The sequence below is a fragment of the Pedobacter sp. Bi126 genome, from assembly GCF_918698245.1.
Taxonomy (GTDB): Bacteria; Bacteroidota; Bacteroidia; order Sphingobacteriales; family Sphingobacteriaceae; genus Pedobacter.
This window is the reverse complement of the sequence record NZ_CAKKMS010000003.1, coordinates 52,128-70,514: the sequence shown is the minus strand read 5'-3', so window position 1 is coordinate 70,514 and position 18,387 is coordinate 52,128. Positions and strand designations below refer to the sequence as shown.

Genomic DNA, 18,387 nt, shown 5'->3' with positions numbered 1-18,387 from the left:
GGTTAAATAAGAAGAGGAAAGAGCTGTGCGTATATGATAAACCGCGAAACGATAGATAAGATAATGGATACCGCCCGTATTGAGGAGGTAGTTGGGGATTTTGTGCACTTAAAGAAACGCGGAACCAGTTTAATTGGTAATTGCCCATTCCACGGCGAAAAAACACCTTCCTTTCACGTATCCGTAACTAAAGGCATTTACAAATGTTTTGGTTGTGGTAAAGGAGGCGATTCGGTGCGCTTTATTATGGATCATGAAAAATATTCATATCCCGAAGCACTTAAATTTTTAGCCAATAAATACAATATAGAAGTTGAGGAAGCCGAACTGAGCCCTCAAGATGCCGAAGCACAAAGTGCCAAGGAAAGCCTTTATGTAGTTTCGCAGTACGCTGCTGCATTTTTTGTAAAACAGCTTTGGGAAACAGATGAAGGAAAGGGCATTGGCTTAAGTTATTTTAAAGAACGTGGGTTTAGGGAAGACATCCTTAAAAAATTTGAGGTGGGTTATTCTCCGGATGTATGGGATGCGATGACGCAAAGCGCAATCAACGCCGGACATAAATTAGAGTTTTTAGAAGCCACCGGATTATCGATCAAAAACGATAACGGCAAAATTTACGATCGCTTTCGCGGGCGGGTAATGTTTCCGATCCACAACTTTACAGGCCGGATCATCGGTTTTGGAGGTAGGACTTTAAAAACCGACAAAAATGTCCCTAAGTATGTAAATTCACCAGAAAGCGAAATTTACCACAAATCGAATGTACTTTACGGTTTATTCCATGCCAAAAAAGCTGTCCGCGATTTAGATAACTGTTACCTGGCGGAAGGTTATGCCGATGTGCTTTCGGTACATCAGGCCGGAATAGAAAACGTAGTGGCCTCATCGGGTACTTCGTTAACCGTAGAGCAGATTAAACTGATCGGGCGTTTTACCCAGAACATTACCATTTTATTTGATGGCGATGCTGCGGGTATTAAAGCCTCCCTCCGTGGTTTGGATATGATTTTGGAAGAAGGACTAAACGTAAAAATCGTTTCCTTCCCCGATGGACATGATCCCGATTCTTATATGCACCATGTTGGGGCAGGGGCGTTTAAAACCTATCTCGAGCAGAACAGAAAAGACTTTATTTTATACAAGGCGAATGTATTGCTTAAGGATGCGGGCAATGATCCGATTAAAAGAGCAGGCATTATCCGCGATATTGTAGAAAGTATTGCCAAAATCCCTGACCCGATTAAGGCCTCCGTTTTTATCAGGGAGTGTAGTAGTTTACTCGAAATTGATGAGCATATTTTACTGAGTGAGTTAAATAAAATGCGCTCGGCAAAGCTCAAAAAAAGCTTTGATAACAACCAGCGGGCAAATCCGTCATCAAGTCCAAAGCCATATTCTTCAGGTGCACCAGAGCCACTTGGCCCCCCCGATGATTTATGGGATGACAGTGCAGGCCCAATGGGTCATGAAGCACCTGTAGAAGAAAATGAGCATCAGGAAAAAGAAATTGTGCGCTTATTACTGGCTTTCGGGCACGAATTTGTAAACTGGGATAAAATTGATGATATGTACATCGGTTCATTCATCATGCAGAACCTGAGCGATGTAGAATTTGATGATCCACTTTGCAAAAGAATTATCGATTATTATAAATCAGAAATCGACAATGGCAGATTACCCACGTCGAACCACTTTGTTAAACATGAGGATAGAGATATTGCCGATCTGGCCATTACACTTTCAACCTCAGAATATGCTTTGAGCGAGAACTGGTTAAATAAACACCTTATCTATGTTAAAGATGAAACGATGAATTTAAAAGCGACTATTTTAGGTGGCATTTTTCACCTCAAAAAGCGTAAAGTCGAAAAAATATTGATGAACCTGTTGAAAGAAATTAAAGAGGAAAAGAACGAGGATAACCAAATGATTTTAATGCAACGTTACGGTGTAATTAAAGGAGTTGAACGAGAGATTTCTAAGTTCCTGGGTTCTGTTATTGTTAAGTAAGGATTGAATGACTGAAGGATGGAGTGATTGAATGGGGAGGATGAAAAGTGACTGAATGAGAAAATGATTGAAAGATAGAATAGATATATTCGAAACATTCAATATTATCATATTATAATACATTTGAAAATGAACATTTAATCATTCAACAACTCACTCATTCAATAATTATGTCTTATGGCCTTTCATAACGATTTAGGTAAAGCAGGCGAAAATATTGCAAGGCAATATCTGGAAGATCAGGGATACGAGATCTTAGATGAAAACTGGACCCATGGTAAAGCCGAGGTTGATTTAATTGTTTATAAAAATGGCATTATGGTTTTTGTAGAAGTTAAATCCCGGAGTTCGGTTGCTTTTGGCGAACCGGAAGAATTTGTACACAAAGCCAAGCAAATACAGATGGAATTGGCTGCTAATGCCTATATTGAATTAATGAACCATCAAAATGATATCCGTTTTGATATTATTGCAATTACATTTACAAAAAATAAAAATTATAATTTAAACCATATTGAAGATGCGTTTTGGCCTGAAGATTAACCCCATTAAAAGTTTCATATTTACCGGAATCGTGCTTGCATTTGTAAGTTCTTGTAAAGACGATTCTACCACAACCTACCGTAGTTTTATTTCGCCGATGACTGGTCTTAATGTGCCGTCGGGAAACGAATTTGATGTTAAAGTACAATTTGGCGCTGAACAAAAAGTAGACTCCGTAGTTTACTTGATCGATACCGTTAAAATGATTTCAAAAGCCGATACTTCGGCCATCAAACTTAAAACTGAAGGGTTAAAATTGGGTAACCATTTGGTAACAGCCAAAATATTTGGCGCTGGAAAATCTGAAGATTTAACCTCAAATATTAATGTTTTAGCAGCTCAGGCTCCAATGGAATACACCTATAAAGTAATTAAAACCTTGCCTCACGATACCTCTTCTTATGTAGAAGGTTTAGAATATCATGATGGCTTTTTTTACGAAAGTGCTGGCGATTATGGTCATTCCAGTTTGCGTAAAGTGGAACCATCGACAGGTAAAATCCTTCAGAAAGCAGATTTGGATAAACAGTATTTTGGAGAAGGCATAACTGTAATCGGAAGCAAAATTATCCAGTTAACTTACCGCGAAAAAGTTGGCTTTGTATATGATAAAGCTACCTTTAAAAAACTATCTGAATTTTCGTATACTACCGGTAGAGAAGGATGGGGTTTGGCTTTTGATGGCGAGAAAGTATTGAATACGGATGGTTCGAATACTATCTTTTTCCTGAATAAAGATTCCTATCAAAAAATAGGTTCGATTGATGTTTTTGATAACAAAGGTCCAATTCAAAACCTGAATGAACTTGAAATTATCGACGGTAAAATTTATGCGAACGTATATACCACTAATGAAATTCTAATTATTAATCCAGAAACGGGTGCTGTAGAAAGCAAGATCGATTTGTCCGGACTATTGCCAGCTGATTATTTTAAAACCGAAGATGCAAAGGCCAATAATGTGCTAAACGGTATCGCTTACGATAAAGCAACCAAAAGACTTTTTGTAGCCGGTAAAAAGTGGCCACATATTTTTCAGATCGAGTTGGTTAAGAAATAATTTAATATCGATATGTCACATTGAGCCTGTCGAAATGCCTTAATATGAATTTAAGTAGGTCCTTCGACAGGCTACCATTGACGTTATTTCGCAAACCACTATTAATCAGTATTTTAATCGCTTTTGTATTTCCGTTCAGCTAGGCCATAGCACGGTATCTCCGTTCTATTTAAACCCGGCCTAACAAATTTTTCGGGCTGCACTGTTCTAGCCGCACAACTGCCATCAAAAGAAAAATTTTCAGCCGGCATTTTTTGTTTCTTTTTGATGCCAAAAAGAAAGAGCCCTTCGGCGGCGGCGAGCCGAGGCAAGCCTATGGTGTATGGAAAAGAAACAATTGTACGTCACTCATATTGATTTTAAACAATTAATTACCCCTCAGGATGACAAACCCTTAATCCTGTTTCTTCGGCTCGTCTAAATAACCGTTAAAAATAATGGGTTGTTTATTCATGCTGCTTGCCGTTAATGAGGCATAACCATTGGTCGAAATATTAATGGTAAACCGATAGTTTTCTCTTTTTACATCCTTTGTATTAATCTGGATGGTGTAAGATCCTTTTTTATTCTTCGATTCTGTGTAGGTAAAATCTTTAGAGGTAAATTTAATACCACCTTGAGTAGGATCCATCGGAGCAGAAAAAGATCTTCCGAAATAAGGCAGATAAGCAACAATACTGTCTTTGGTAACCTTAACATCGTACTGCGAACCCGTTAGGTTTATAGAACCACCACCCTGACTACCTGGCATCATCGCTAATACTTTATTAATGTCGTTGTTCGACATCGGCATGGCGGTATTGGCAACAAAAGTATAATTTTTATCTGCTACAATTTTCAGTGTAGTTTCCTTATTGGTTTGGGCAAATAATTGAACCCCAATCAAAAGAAAGGCAAGGCTCAATATCAAATTTAAACGTTTCATAATGTGTGTTTTAAATGTGTAACAATTTAAAGATGCACAGATTTGAAAGATTCCATAATAGTGCCAAAAAATGGACGGTGGCGTAAATTTAACGATTTTAGTTTTTATATAGCGGATTTACCTTTTCCGAATAACTCGATTTGTATAACGGATTACTTTTCTCTGTTGCAGAAGCGCCCATTGCTGTGAATTTATAGGTGCCTACAGGAAGATTGTTGAGTTCGATTTCTCCGTTTTCGTTCGTAATTAAAGTAATTAAACTGCCCCCGGGATTTTTACCACCTTTAACAATTATTCCCCCGATTGGCGTGCCCGCTACCCGCGATTTGGGATTAGTGGAAGGTGCCAAAATGGTAAATTTATAATTTCCTGCACTGGCATTATTAAACTCTATCTCCCCATTTGAGTTGGTTATGAGGGTAATTGCATCGCCTCCCGGATTTTTACCTCCTTTTACCACAATGCCACTGATAGGCTGCCCGGCCACGAAACTTACTTCGCCAGTGGCTACATCTAATTTGCCTTTGATGGATTTCATAATGCAAGGGAAATGTGATTCGGGATAATTTAGTTTACAATAATCGCAGTAATGCCCTTCGGGAGCCTGTGTTCGTAACTGTTGCGTGTTTGTTTCTTTGGTTTCTGTTGATGTTGCAGTTCTTTTAACTTGAGCCAGAACAGTAAATGAAATCGATAGCAGAAATACCGCTATAGCAGCCCCTTTTTTCATAAAATTTGATTAGAACTACAAAATTAATCAAAAAATACGGCTCTTGCTAGTTTTTAAGCTAGTGGCTGGTTATTTGACTATTTCTTTTTGGATGCTTTGGCAAAAGGATTGAAGGCCAGCGCTAGGTTAACCCAGAAATCCAGTTCATCATTCCGGCCTAAAACATCTTCTGATACCGAAACGTAACCCTTCATTGGCCTACTGCCCATCACCATCTGCTGCCAGCCATCTTTATCGGATAAATTTTCTAAAGTATTAGGGTCGAGCCTCACCATCATGCTGTTCTTAGAAACACCAATACACATTTTGCCATTCACCATAAAAATAAGCCCACTGAACATTTCTTTTTCCTCTACATCTTGTATATGCATTAAACGTTCGGCAACGCGAAGCGCTAAGGTTTCGTTATATTTCATGGGCTTAGATCAGTCACGTTATATTATCCTTAAAATTAATGTTTATAAGATGTTGAACAAAATAATTTCCTTACTATCTCTATTTCAGTAAATTTGCAATATGTTGTTAAACTGCTATCAGGAAGAATTATTAGAGGCCGGGTGTGATGAAGCTGGAAGAGGTTGCCTCGCTGGTCCTGTTTTTGCCGCGGCGGTAATATTGCCAAAAGGTTTTGTGTTAGAAGGATTAAATGATTCTAAACAGTTATCACATGAGCAAAGGGCCGCTCTGAGACCCATAATAGAACAGGAAGCTTTGGCTTGGGCGGTGGCCTCTTGTGATCATGAAGAGATAGACCGGATCAATATTTTAAATGCTTCGTTTTTGGCCATGCACAGGGCGATTGAACAATTACATACCCAACCACAATACCTGGTGATAGATGGTAACCGTTTCAAAACCTATCCGCAAATTCCACACAGTTGCATTGTAAAGGGCGATGGTAAATATCTAAATATCGCCGCTGCTTCAATATTGGCGAAAACCCACCGCGATGAATACATGACTAATCTACACGTCGATTTTCCGCATTACAATTGGCAGCAGAATAAAGGCTACCCAACTATTGCACACCGTAAGGCTGTAATCGAAATCGGGTTATCGCCTTTTCACCGCAAAACTTTTAATGTGAGCGACCCTCAGTTAGAACTGTTTTCAAAAAACGCCTAAAATTTCGTATTTTCACAACATTGTGAAAATTCTGTTGATTACTAAGCGGGTTCCCTTTCCGCCAAATAGTGGTTATCCTATCGTGGTTTATAATACCATAAAAGGTTTGCTGCAACTTGGCGCTGATATTACTTTGTTTAGCCTCAACCCCACAAAAGGAAGAATCGATATCGAAGATATTTACGATCCTATTTTTGAACAGATTAAATACCATACCTACGATTTAGATACTGAAGTAAATGTATGGTCGGCATTTTTTAACATTTTCACTAACGAATCTTATAATGTTTCCCGTTATTACAGCGAAGATGCCGCCCGCCAGTTGGAAAATCTTTTACGAGAAAATGTGTTTGATATTATTCAATTTGAGGGGCTTTTTGTTGTTCCTTATCTGGATGTGGTTAAGGCAAACAGTAATGCCAAGCTCATTTATAGGGCACACAATATCGAATTTACCCTTTGGGAACGTCTTTCTCATTCAGAAAAGTTTCTCATTAGGCGTAAATATTTAGCTTTTTTAGCCCAACGGCTTAAAGCATATGAAACCGATCAGATTAACCGTTTCCACCATATTTTTGCCATTTCCGAGCCCGACCGCCAAAGCATATTAATGTTTGGTTGCGAAATTCCGATGTCGGTTTTTCCAGTTGCCATCGATTTAGAAAAGTATAAGGTAGATAAAACCAAAACCAGCTTCCCTACACTGTTTCATTTAGGTGCAATGGATTGGCGGCCAAATCAGGAAGGACTAGAATGGTTTTTGGATGATATCTGGCCCGATATTGAAAAACTAAATAAAGACCTTCGTTTTTATATCGCAGGGAAAAACATGCAGAAACATTTCTTCGAATACGATTCAGAAAATCTGATTGTAGAGGGAGAAGTTTTCGATGCGGTAGAGTTTATGAATTCTAAAGCAATTATGATTGTCCCTTTAATCTCTGGCACCGGCATGCGGGTAAAGATTATTGAAGGTATGGCCATGAAAAAATGCATTATTGCTACAACTACAGCTGCAGAGGGAATTAATTGCAGGCATGGACATGATATTTTAATTGCCGATTCTGCAGATGAATTTTATCGGTCAATTTTACAATGTATCATTAACCCTAAACGTTGGGTAGAAATAGGAGAGAACGCCCGCAAAACAGTAGAAAACGACCATGGTGTTCATTTAATCTCTAGCAAAATGCTGAAGATTTACGAAGAATTGGTGAGTGTATAATAGGTCATGAACTTATCGGCTCAGACCCCTTTCTCTTACAAAGTCATTAAAATATTTTTGTTCAATTTTCTCTTCAGCGGATAAATCTTCAAATTTCATATCAGACATACCGATCGGAGAATAAAATTTCCATTTCCATATAGGGCGATGTTTGATGAACAACTCTTTATCCCCAAACTCATCGTGAACATAAACACCACAGAAAAGTCTGAAAATAATAAAGATTCCGACCAAGGAAATAAAAAATATGATTTTGCTTTTCATCTCTAAGAACCTTCGGCTTAAATACAATGTTTGTTTATTCTATCCTTAGCATAATCTGCGCCAAACTCCAAAGCTTTATTCCAGTTATGACAAGCAAGCTCTTTATTTTTTAAGTTAAGCATGGTGTTACCGAGATTATAGTAAGCACTTTGTTTATCTTCTGAATCTATATGATCAAAAGAAAGGATTTTTTCATAATCAGCAATAGCACCCTGGTAATCTCCGTTCTCATCCTTTAAACCACCTCTGTTAAGCAGTGCGGCTGTAAATTTTGGAGTTATTGCAAGTGCCCTGTTGTAATCATTTAATGCCGCTTTCCATCTATACAATTCGTTTTTTACAATCGCTCTTGAATAGTACGAATTTACGTCTTCTGGGTTTATTTCTAAAGTTAGCGACCAATTAATAATCGAGCCGCTTAAATCACCGCTTTCATAACAAGCTAACCCTTTATCAAAATAAAAACCTTCCTTTTCGTCCGATAGATCAGGAAAACTTTGTTCGTTAGGGTCGTACAAGCCACCATAAGCATCAAGTTTAGCATCGAATTCGTAACCTCTCTTAAACATATCAATCACCCAGTAAAGAAGATTCTCTGAGGTAATTGGGATTTCATTAGTTTCTCCGCTAATTTCCCATAAACCTTCATAACTGTTTATTTCTGATAGGGTGTATGGGTAATGCGATTTTATGAAATCACCTAGATTGATAAGGTTTTCCTTTTTGTCAGAAATAAAGGTAAAATCCATTTTAGTGTAGCTGTTTTCCTTAACTCCACTTTTTAACATATTTGTGTGTACATCCCTTGCTCCTGTTACTTCGTTTTGGAAGTTGTCTGCAAAGTTTTTCCAGGTGAAATAGTTATTACTTTTTTTCATATCGTTTTATTGATATCCAAATGATTTGGTGCGTAAATTATGACTATTTATTTGATATTAGTGTTAAGTTTTAATGAAAGTTAGTTGGTGTTGTGTTACCTGAGCGCCTATCTTTTTAATAGATGCTGAAACAAGTTCAGCATGACGGAAGAATAGCAAAATTATCCAAAATCTCCTTAAAATTAACCTCAAAATTTTGTCTTTTTCTTAGTACTTTTGCACCCCAAGAAGAATAGCGAATAAAGCCGTCATCATTCACAGAATATCAGCTATACTGGCTTCATTATCATAAAAAAATAAAATTTACGGATGAAAAACACCGCATTAACAGAAAAACACATCGCTTTAGGCGCTAAAATGGTTCCATTTGCAGGTTACAATATGCCTGTTACTTACGAAGGTATTAATGCTGAACATGCAACTGTTCGTAACGGCGTGGGTGTTTTTGATGTAAGCCATATGGGCGAATTTATTCTGAAAGGTGAAAACGCATTGGATCTTATTCAACGTGTAACCAGTAACGATGCTTCTAAATTATACGATGGAAAAGTTCAGTACTCTTGTTTGCCAAATAAAGATGGTGGTATTGTTGATGATCTTTTGGTTTACAAAATAGATGATAAAACCTATATGTTGGTGGTAAACGCTTCTAACATCGAAAAAGATTGGGACTGGATTCAACAATTCAATTCGGAAGGTGTAGAAATGCACAATATTTCGGATCAAACCTCTCTTTTAGCCATTCAAGGACCAAAAGCAGCAGACGCTTTACAAACATTAACTGATGTTGATTTGGCATCAATGGAGTATTACACTTTCGTTAAAGGTACCTTTGCTGGTGTTGATAACGTAGTCATTTCAGCAACAGGTTATACCGGCGCTGGTGGTTTCGAAATTTATTTCGAAAACCAATATGCCGATCAAATTTGGGATGCTATTTTTAAAGCAGGTGCACCATACAACATTCAGCCAATAGGCTTAGGTGCCCGCGATACTTTACGTTTAGAAATGGGTTTCTGTTTATATGGAAATGATATCGATGATACTACCTCGCCTATTGAAGCTGGTTTAGGTTGGATTACCAAATTTTCTAAATCTTTCACCAATTCGGAGGCATTATTGGCACAAAAAGAAGCTGGTATTCAAAAGAAATTGGTTGGTTTCGAAATGATCGATCGTGGTATTCCGCGCCATGATTATGAAATTGCTGATGCCGAAGGAAATATTATCGGTAAAGTAACTTCTGGTACCCAGGCACCTTCTTTGCAAAAAGCAATAGGTATGGGGTACATTGCAAAAGATTTTACTAAAGAAGGAACTGAAGTTTTTATTTTAATCCGCAATACGCCAATTAAAGCCAAAGTGGTTAAGTTTCCTTTTTATAAATAGATTTATAGCTAAGGCAGCCATATTTTTGAAGTGATGGAACTGGAAGAACATAAATATAGCGAGCTGCTTTACCACATTGGGTCAACTTTACAAACGGCAAAACAGAATGCGATAAAAGCAATTAATGTTGAGCTGATTATTGCCAATTGGAAAATTGGAAGATACATTGTTGATTTTGAGCAACACGGCAAAAAGAGAGCCGGATATGGTAAGGAATTGCTGGTAACACTTTCTGCAGATTTGAAGTTAAAATTTGGCAAAGGATTTAGCCGGTCAAGTTTGCAGCTTATGCGCTCGTTTTATATAAATTATCCCAAATTTCAGCCCTTAGCAGACGAAGATTTAATTCGCCAGACAGTGTCTGGCGAATTCTCAAAAAGCCAAACACTGTCTGGCGTTTTTCTTAGCTGGAGCCATTATGCAGAACTCTTAACCATTTCTGACCACCTTGCTAGAAGTTTTTATGAAGCACAGGCTATAAAAGAAAATTGGAGTTTTAGAGAAATGAAACGCCAAATTGATTCAGCCCTATTTCAGAGACTAGCGCTAAGCAAAGATAAAGAAGGCGTACTAACTTTAGCTGAAAAAGGTCAGGTAATCAATAGCTCTGATGATTTAATCAAAGATCCATATGTTTTTGAATTTTTAAACATCCCTACAAGCAGTATCATTAAAGAATCGGGACTAGAGAAAAAACTTATTGACAATCTCCAGAAATTTCTATTGGAGCTTGGTAAGGGCTTTTCATTTGTCGCGAGGCAGTTTAAAATAACTGTCGATAATGAGCATATGTTTGTCGATATCGTATTTTATCATCGTATACTTAGGTGTTTTGTATTGATTGATTTAAAAACAAAAAAGGTAAAACATCAGGATATTGGCCAAATGAATTTTTATCTAAACTATTTCAAAGAGGAAGAAAATGCCGAAGGCGATAATGATCCCATAGGAATCATCATCGCTGCAGATAAAAATGAGTTTTTGGTTAAATATGCAACCGGTGGGCTATCCAATAAAATCTTCGTATCTAAGTATCAACTTTATTTACCTGATCAAAAACTCTTAGAAGAAAAGGTAAAAGAAATTATAAATGAATAAAATATCGAATATGTCAAAAAAAATAGAAGTTTGTTTAACACCAGCCTTGATTGATTTATATGATATCGAACAAAGCATTGTGGTGGTCATCGATATTTTAAGAGCCACCTCATCTATTACCTACGGGATAGATAATGGTGCTGAAGCGATTATTCCTGTAGCTCAGGTAGAAGATTGTTTAAACTATCGCGATAACGGATTTTTATTGGCGGCAGAACGAAATGGAGAGGTGGTAGCAGGCTACGATTTCGGTAATTCGCCATTCTCTTATACCCATGAAAAAGTGAACGGAAAAACGGTTGTCTTAACTACTACCAATGGAACTAAGGCCCTGCATTTGGCTCAGAAAAGGGCCTATCAAGTTGTAATTGGGTCTTTCCTGAACTTAGATTCACTTTGCGGTTATTTGAAAAGTCAGGATAAGAATGTGCTTTTGCTTTGCGCCGGTTGGAAAGATCAGTTCAATTTAGAGGATACTCTTTTTGCGGGTGCTGTGGTAAATAATCTCCGTCAAAATTTCGAACATTTTGATGATTCTAGCGTGGCTGCAGAAGATTTGTATGCCTTAGCTAAAGCAGATCTGAGGAAATACCTTCACAAATCATCACATAGCCATCGCTTGGCTCAGTTGAATATAGAGGAAGATGTTATTTTCTGTTTGCAGTTAAATCTTTGCAAAGCAATTCCGGTACTGGAAGGCGAACGTTTGGTTGCCTTAAAAAATTAAAAGCTAAAATTTAGCCCCAGCAATACTGCATTTTTTCTGAAACTGGCACCATTAAATTGAGTTTCCTCTGTTGGTCTACTATTAAAATAAGCTTTATCTACACCAGAGTAAGTTTTGATGTTATTTATCTTATAGTCAACTTCTATCCGTAAACTTTTGTTTAATGGTATGGCCAGATTGATATCGCCACTTAACGAAAAAGAATTTGCCTTATGTGTAAAGCTTACAGGTTTTGCAAAATCAGGAATTAAATTCCAGTTGGCTTTTGCCGAATAAGTATAAAAACCGCCTAAAACTGTAGCACCTATACTGAATTTCTGCATTTTTAGAACAAGTTCTGCTCCAAAATCGAATCCTTTATATCTTGCTACATAGGTAGAGTTTAGGCCTTTGCTGTCAGGATTAGTTGCACTTTCTAACAAATGAAATTTTTGCTGATGATATGAAAGTCCAACAATTGGATTGATGTTAAAATCGCCAAATTTGAACAGTTGGTAAATAAGCTGTAAATCGGCATCGTATAAATAACCCTTATTGGCGTTGAGCAGATCGAAATAAAAAGCACTTTGCCGGTTATCGTCTGCATAATCGGTATCTTCTGCGTCGCCTTTGGTTATGCTGCTGTATTGGTTAGTGGCTTTAATGCTAAGCTGATCGGTAATATTGTATTTAATATCTAAGCCAAAACCAGGCCCTTTAAGATTTTTCCAGATTAATTCTGATAATACATTCGGACTGGTTCCGGCCGCATTACCTGCAATAGACCAGTCAAATCTTGATTGTTGAATGCCTGCATAAGGCTTTACCTCCCATTTATAGGGATTTTTTTGTGCAGATGCGGTTTGGCAGATTAAAAGGAACGTTAAGCAGGCTAAAAATGGTTTGATAAAGGAAATCCGCAAAGCGATCAGCATATCTGTTTTTATTTTGTACAGCAAAATACACATAGTGGTTACTTAAAACCACTATGTGTAAAATTTATTTTCTAAAATGGATATACTGAAGCGATAAATGACTTATCAGTAGGTGATAATACGGTATTCCATCCCACCTCGAAATCACCAATGGTTAATTCGTTTGGAACCGAATAGTGCATGATCGAATATTTATCGTAAGCGCTATAATTGGTTTGTGTTGTACTGTATTTTGCAAATAAGTTATTGTCTACATCTGCCTGGCTCCAGTAATTTGGTGCAGCAGCATAATAGGCATAAACAGCAGGTTTATCCCAAGGAATAGCCACTAATGGGTGTTGGTGTTCATGGATCAATCCTAAGGCATGGCCGAATTCGTGGATGACCACGCGGCTATATTCAGAATCTGCGGTAGTTGCAGTTAACCAACCATAGTTCATGGTTGCACCGGTGCTAGGCGTTGATTTTCCAATGTACGACCAAGATCCATCCCCGCTTACAAAACTTACCCTGATTTTGGCTGTATTATCGTTTGTTACAAAGTTGAATTTGATGTTGGCATATTGTTCCCACGCTTTCGCATATTGGATTACTTTAGCTCTGATGGCCGATGTGCTTCCGTTTAAACTTACTTTAATCGTAGTTCCCGGAATCCATTTTGTTGACTTTAGAACGGCGCCTCTTGGGGTAGTTCCATCCAATGATCTTTCTGTACAGATCTGGATGTCGCCAAGGGGATTAACAGCTGATAATTCAGGTTTTTGTAAATCTGCCGTCTCTGTAGGTTTTTCTTTTTTACATGCGAATAATACTGTGGTTAGCGCCAGGGCAGTTAATAGGGTTTTATTTAATTTTAAGAATTTCATGTTTAGGTTTTTTAGGTAAAAATTAATGATCTGTATTTGACTTAGAAATCAAGTTAGAAGATCGTAAAAACAGGAATTCTTCTTCTTTGAAAAAGAATAATCAGGTTGAAAAACATAGATAGACATTTAGGTTAATTGCCTCTGCATTTGCAAAGTACAATCCTAAAGTAAAGGAATATTATATCAACACCAAGAGAATTGTAATATTTTTATTGCATATGTGTATTTTTTACACTAGTTTATTTGTTTAATATAAACTATTTTATTGTAGTTTAAATATTACATATATCAAGAAATACACAAGTGAAGCCACTTGCTATTTTGTTATCAATTCAGAGATTGTTGGGCTATTTTTAATTGTAATTAAGGCTTCTTCGTGTGCCAGCCAATAAATATCTTCTGCACGTTTCATATCGAATGTGCTAATGGCCCCTAAACCTTTTGGTTCGATTAATACGTTACAGAATTTTGCCTTTCTTTCCATATCGTGGTTAATAGACATGATACCCGCACGCCCCATCAAATTGGTAATACCGGTAATTTTATCAACTGGTTTAAGGTGGTTACAGGACGAGCCTATAATGAAGTCGCAGTCATCCATTAAAGGTTCGACCGGGAAATTATTTAAAATGCCGCCATCCACATACATCTGGCCATCAATCATAATGGGTTTAAAAATACCAGGTATACAGCTAGAGGCATGAATAGCCCTAATAAGCGGTCCTTTTGTAAAATAAACCAATCGGCCTTCGCTAAAATTTACGGCAGCAATGGTTAAGGGTATTTTTAGCTTTTCAATGGAATCTTCCGGAAAATATTCCTTTAAAATCAGAGAAGTGTTTTCGATATTGATTAAACCCAGAGAACCCACCGCCGGACGAACGAAGCGCCAGAGTTTCGTTTTAAGGAAAATATTCAAACCTTCCTCCGGATCTATGCCTGCGGCAAAAAAGGCCCCGGCTATCGCTCCTGCACTTGTTCCGCTAATGTGACTGAAGGTAATACCCAAATTGCTAAAGGCTTTTAAAACGCCTAAATGTGCTATTCCCCTAATGCCTCCACCTGATAATACAATGCCAACTTTCATAGGTTTAATTTAGATGATTACTTTAAAGTTCAACTGATCGATTTTATTGCTTAATTGTGGTATTGTTCCGGCCTGTAAACCGATAACTAAAAACTGCAAACTGATAAACTATCGCTGTTGTTTCGGTTTATACTTCGATTGATTTAAAATTTTCTGTGCATCGTTATCTGTCATTAATTGTTGTAAAGTAACATCTGGGTGTTCTTTCATATATTTTCTTACAATTTGCCAACCCATCCATACGCCCAATTTTGGTGCCGAATCTCTATTTTCACCTAAACCTGGTGTAAAAGGTCCTTCAGATAAAAACACCTGAATTTTTTGATAGTCGGTTTCATACAGGTAATTGTTCTCCAAAAAATATGCCCAAATATCGCCTTCGAAATTTTGTGTCCAGTCTAACTGCTGTTGAGTATATCCGATTTTGGTAGAATCGCTTAAGCTTTCAGGTAAAACCTGATCTAAGAAGTATAAAATCTTTCCCTGGAAGATCATTTTAGACAAGAGGGTTCTATTGTCATCAGGCTCTGTAAAAAGTTCTTCGTGGGCGTATGTTTCGGCTACACGGGGCACAATATATTCAGGTGCAAACCTTCTTGATAGGTATAAGGGCACACTTTGCACAATCGCCTTATAAAATTTGCTGTCTTTGCCCAGAAACATATCCAAGCCAATGCCCAAATAGTTATCACCTACCGGCATTTGGTAAGCGAAACCTGAAGCAAAAGAAATAAATTTTGGAATCTTCGCTTTCGGGTAATAGTATTTAATGTATTTAAAAGTTTCGGTCAATCCTTCTTCGTGCGCTTTTAAGTTTGGAAAAACACTATCAACTTCTTTGCTTAAATCGGTATAAGCCTGGTCGCGGTACAGGTTGGTCAACGATTCGGTGTTGGAATATTTACTGTCCAGAATCCGGTGGATAAAATCGTCATAAAACACACCATATTTTGAACTAAGCTGTTTATCTACCTCAATAACATTTTTGTTTTTCCCGTCAAATAGCTCGTTATCAAATCTTTCGATTCTAATGTTTACCTGTATATTGCTTACATCGGGCCTGTTGCTTTGCCTACAGGAAATAAATGTGACGGCAAAAAGAAAAATTAGATAAATTTGCCAGTGTTTTACGTTATACATCATGTACAACAAATATATATAAACACCTATAGCATGAAAAGAATATCGACCATTTTAATTTTGTCTCTTTTAAGTATTGGCGCATGGGCGCAAAATTCTCCTTTAACCAATTACGGTTTTAGGTTAGGTTTAACCGCTACGCCAACTTTTGGTTGGATTAAGCCTGAACAAGGAAAAACAGACGGAATAGCTTTGGGCTTTTCTTATGGATTAATTGGTGATTTTAATTTTGCGCCGAATTATAGTTTTTCTACTGCGCTAACCATAACTTCGATAAATGGTAAAAGTACAGAGGCGAATGTTCTCCCTTATTATAGCGCCAGTAGCAGCACTGCACCGAAAGCTTACGATTTAAAATACAAATTACAATATGTAGACTTGCCTTTAACCATTAAACTAAAAACAGTTAAGGCTGATGGAAAACGTTGGTATGGTCAGTTTGGATTATCTAATTCAATCAACATCAGTGCTAAACAAGATGCTGTAACAGGCGGAACGGTTGTTGGCGATAATTTAAATGTATCCGATAACATTAAACTTTACCGTGCTGGATTAATCATCGGTGGCGGCGGCGAATTCGACATTTCGGGCAATACCAGCATCGTAGCTGGTTTAACTTTTAATAACGGTTTCACTAATATTGTAACAGATAAAGCCAGAGATGTTAGAAATCATTATTTGGCACTTAATTTCGGTGTATTCTTTTAATCTGGATAGTTGTCTTGATATCTGATACTCACTACTTGATACATTAATATGAAAATAGCACTAGCACAACTCAATTACCATATCGGGAACTTTGAGGCAAACACGAAAAAAATAACTGAAAATATTCAATTGGCGAAAGATAAAGGCGCAGATTTGGTTGTTTTTGCCGAGCTTGCTATCTGTGGCTATCCGCCAAGAGATTTTTTGGAGTTTGATGAGTTTATCGTATTGTGTGAAACTGCTGCTCAGGAAATAGCCAAACATTGTACAGATATTGCCTGTATTGTGGGCCTACCTATTAAAAACGAAGTATTACAGGGAAAAGATCTGTTTAATGCTGCCTATTTTATCGAAGAAGGGAAAGTTAAAGCCGTGGTTAAAAAAGCACTTTTACCAACTTACGATGTATTTGATGAATATCGTTATTTCGAACCTGCCACACAATTTAACTGTATCGATTTTAAGGGAAAAAAAATTGCCTTAACCATTTGTGAAGATCTGTGGAATATCAACGATAATCCACTATATGTTTCTAATCCAATGGATGAGCTGATTAAGGAGCAGCCAGATGTGATGATTAATATTGCGGCATCTCCTTTCTCTTACACCCATGACGATGAACGCATTAAAGTATTAGGCGATAATGCAAAAAAGTATAACCTGCCTGTGTTTTATGTAAACCAGGTTGGTGCGCAGACTGAAATTATTTTTGATGGCGGTTCTTTGGTTTTTGATGCTGATGGAGCCGTGAAAGCAGAGATGAAGTATTTTGAAGAGGATATTCAGGTTTTTGATCTGGAAGAGGTTGAAAATGTGCGTAATAAATATCCCCAATCGGAAAGATTGACCGATATTGAGCAGATTCACGACGCGTTGATTTTAGGTATAAAAGATTATTTCAGTAAATCTGGTTTCAGTAAAGCCGTTTTGGGCTTATCAGGTGGGATCGACTCCGCTGTGGTTTGCGCTTTGGCTTGTCGTGCGTTAGGCCCAGAGAATGTAATGGCCGTTTTAATGCCTTCTAAATTCTCTTCCGACCATTCTGTTCAAGATGCTTTAGATTTGGCTAATAATATTGGTTGTATGCACGAAATTGTGCCAATTAAAGAAGTTGCAGAAGCTTTCGATCATATACTTGCACCAGCTTTTAAAGGCCTGCCTTTCAACCTTGCCGAAGAAAATGTGCAGGCCCGTATCCGCGGCATTATTAATATGGCCATGAGTAATAAGTTTGGCTATATTTTATTGAATACATCAAACAAAAGCGAGTGTGCTGTTGGTTATGGTACTTTATACGGTGATATGTGCGGTGCTATTGGGGTAATTGGCGATGTGTATAAAATGCAGGTCTTTGAGCTGGCAAAGCACATTAATAAAGAAAGGGAAATTATCCCGGTCAATACCATTGTTAAACCACCATCTGCAGAGCTGAGGCCCGATCAAAAAGATTCTGATTCGTTACCTGAATATGAAATTCTCGATAAAATATTATATCAGCATATCGAAAAGAAACAGGGCTCTAAAGCCATTATCGCTCAAGGTTTTGATGAGGCATTAGTGCTGCGGATTCTCAAAATGGTAAACATTGCAGAATTTAAACGTTATCAAACTCCACCTATTTTAAGGGTATCGCCAAAAGCATTTGGTATGGGCAGAAGAATGCCTATCGTTGGAAAATATATGGCTTAGTTATTT

The 18,387-nt window shown here is 37.5% G+C and carries 19 protein-coding genes; 10 read left to right on the top strand and 9 right to left on the bottom strand.

The window, feature by feature from the left end:
• Positions 1-33: 33 nt before the first annotated feature.
• The 3 genes from dnaG to LQ201_RS10375 all read left to right on the top strand — a co-directional run bounded on the left by dnaG (position 34) and on the right by LQ201_RS10375 (position 3,616).
• Positions 34-2,013: a DNA primase gene (gene dnaG, locus LQ201_RS10385; protein WP_230142139.1), complete on the top strand. Its 1,980-nt coding sequence runs from the start codon at positions 34-36 to the stop codon at positions 2,011-2,013.
• A 177-nt stretch (positions 2,014-2,190) separates the two neighbouring features.
• On the top strand, positions 2,191-2,556 hold the full coding sequence (locus LQ201_RS10380) for a YraN family protein (RefSeq protein WP_230142137.1): 366 nt from the start codon (positions 2,191-2,193) through the stop codon (positions 2,554-2,556).
• On the top strand, positions 2,534-3,616 hold the full coding sequence (locus tag LQ201_RS10375; protein WP_230142135.1) for a glutaminyl-peptide cyclotransferase: 1,083 nt from the start codon (positions 2,534-2,536) through the stop codon (positions 3,614-3,616). Before LQ201_RS10380 ends, LQ201_RS10375 begins: the two co-directional genes overlap by 23 nt.
• Before the next feature lie 394 nt (positions 3,617-4,010).
• Here the strand turns inward: LQ201_RS10375 and LQ201_RS10370 are convergent, their stop codons facing one another.
• From LQ201_RS10370 to LQ201_RS10360, 3 genes are all read right to left on the bottom strand, one after another.
• Entirely contained in the window at positions 4,011-4,541 is a 531-nt protein-coding gene (locus tag LQ201_RS10370) for a DUF4251 domain-containing protein (protein WP_215130124.1), read from the bottom strand.
• 97 nt (positions 4,542-4,638) lie between these two features.
• A complete protein-coding gene (locus tag LQ201_RS10365) occupies positions 4,639-5,271 on the bottom strand; it encodes a hypothetical protein (protein ID WP_230142134.1) in 633 nt (210 codons plus the stop codon).
• A 77-nt stretch (positions 5,272-5,348) separates the two neighbouring features.
• The gene (locus tag LQ201_RS10360; RefSeq protein WP_230142132.1) at positions 5,349-5,687 is read right to left on the bottom strand and encodes a TfoX/Sxy family protein; all 339 of its coding nucleotides are present in this window, start codon (positions 5,685-5,687) and stop codon (positions 5,349-5,351) included.
• Between the two features lie 100 nt (positions 5,688-5,787).
• On the opposite strand from LQ201_RS10360, the gene LQ201_RS10355 reads away from it, so the two are divergent.
• Both LQ201_RS10355 and LQ201_RS10350 read left to right on the top strand, forming a co-directional pair.
• Positions 5,788-6,396 (top strand): ribonuclease HII, encoded by a 609-nt coding sequence (locus tag LQ201_RS10355; RefSeq protein ID WP_230142129.1) that lies wholly within the window; start codon positions 5,788-5,790, stop codon positions 6,394-6,396.
• Positions 6,397-6,418: 22 nt separating this feature from the next.
• Positions 6,419-7,621, top strand: a complete 1,203-nt coding sequence (locus tag LQ201_RS10350) for a glycosyltransferase family 4 protein (protein WP_230142128.1) — start codon at positions 6,419-6,421, stop codon at positions 7,619-7,621.
• Positions 7,622-7,633: 12 nt separating this feature from the next.
• Here LQ201_RS10350 and LQ201_RS10345 read toward each other — a convergent pair whose 3' ends face one another.
• Positions 7,634-7,885, bottom strand: coding sequence for a hypothetical protein (locus tag LQ201_RS10345; RefSeq protein WP_230142127.1), 252 nt, complete (start codon positions 7,883-7,885; stop codon positions 7,634-7,636).
• Between the two features lie 17 nt (positions 7,886-7,902).
• Complete coding sequence (locus LQ201_RS10340) at positions 7,903-8,763, bottom strand: tetratricopeptide repeat protein (protein ID WP_230142126.1); 861 nt, start codon at positions 8,761-8,763, stop codon at positions 7,903-7,905.
• Between the two features lie 309 nt (positions 8,764-9,072).
• Here LQ201_RS10340 and gcvT point away from each other — a divergent pair, with 309 nt between their 5' ends.
• The 3 genes from gcvT to LQ201_RS10325 are packed head-to-tail and all read left to right on the top strand — an operon-like array spanning position 9,073 to position 11,977.
• The gene (gene gcvT, locus LQ201_RS10335; RefSeq protein ID WP_230142125.1) at positions 9,073-10,152 is read left to right on the top strand and encodes a glycine cleavage system aminomethyltransferase GcvT; all 1,080 of its coding nucleotides are present in this window, start codon (positions 9,073-9,075) and stop codon (positions 10,150-10,152) included.
• A gap of 33 nt (positions 10,153-10,185) precedes the next feature.
• Positions 10,186-11,250 carry a YhcG family protein gene (locus LQ201_RS10330; protein WP_230142124.1) on the top strand — a complete coding sequence of 355 codons (1,065 nt, stop codon included), beginning with the start codon at positions 10,186-10,188 and terminating at the stop codon, positions 11,248-11,250.
• 10 nt (positions 11,251-11,260) lie between these two features.
• Positions 11,261-11,977 (top strand): 2-phosphosulfolactate phosphatase, encoded by a 717-nt coding sequence (locus LQ201_RS10325; protein WP_230142122.1) that lies wholly within the window; start codon positions 11,261-11,263, stop codon positions 11,975-11,977.
• On the opposite strand, the gene LQ201_RS10320 is transcribed toward LQ201_RS10325, so the two are convergent.
• The 4 genes from LQ201_RS10320 to gldB all read right to left on the bottom strand — a co-directional run bounded on the left by LQ201_RS10320 (position 11,974) and on the right by gldB (position 15,987).
• Positions 11,974-12,915 (bottom strand): hypothetical protein, encoded by a 942-nt coding sequence (locus tag LQ201_RS10320; RefSeq protein ID WP_230146636.1) that lies wholly within the window; start codon positions 12,913-12,915, stop codon positions 11,974-11,976. The genes LQ201_RS10325 and LQ201_RS10320 overlap by 4 nt on opposite strands.
• A 47-nt stretch (positions 12,916-12,962) precedes the next feature.
• Positions 12,963-13,757, bottom strand: coding sequence for a M12 family metallopeptidase (locus LQ201_RS10315; RefSeq protein ID WP_230142118.1), 795 nt, complete (start codon positions 13,755-13,757; stop codon positions 12,963-12,965).
• A 316-nt stretch (positions 13,758-14,073) separates the two neighbouring features.
• Entirely contained in the window at positions 14,074-14,844 is a 771-nt protein-coding gene (locus tag LQ201_RS10310; protein WP_057931344.1) for a patatin-like phospholipase family protein, read from the bottom strand.
• A gap of 108 nt (positions 14,845-14,952) precedes the next feature.
• Positions 14,953-15,987, bottom strand: a complete 1,035-nt coding sequence (gene gldB / locus LQ201_RS10305; RefSeq protein WP_230142116.1) for a gliding motility lipoprotein GldB — start codon at positions 15,985-15,987, stop codon at positions 14,953-14,955.
• Positions 15,988-16,017: 30 nt separating this feature from the next.
• Here gldB and LQ201_RS10300 point away from each other — a divergent pair, with 30 nt between their 5' ends.
• Positions 16,018-16,692: a porin family protein gene (locus tag LQ201_RS10300; RefSeq protein WP_057931342.1), complete on the top strand. Its 675-nt coding sequence runs from the start codon at positions 16,018-16,020 to the stop codon at positions 16,690-16,692.
• A gap of 48 nt (positions 16,693-16,740) precedes the next feature.
• Positions 16,741-18,381: an NAD+ synthase gene (locus LQ201_RS10295; RefSeq protein ID WP_230142113.1), complete on the top strand. Its 1,641-nt coding sequence runs from the start codon at positions 16,741-16,743 to the stop codon at positions 18,379-18,381.
• The last annotated feature ends 6 nt before the right edge of the window (positions 18,382-18,387 follow it).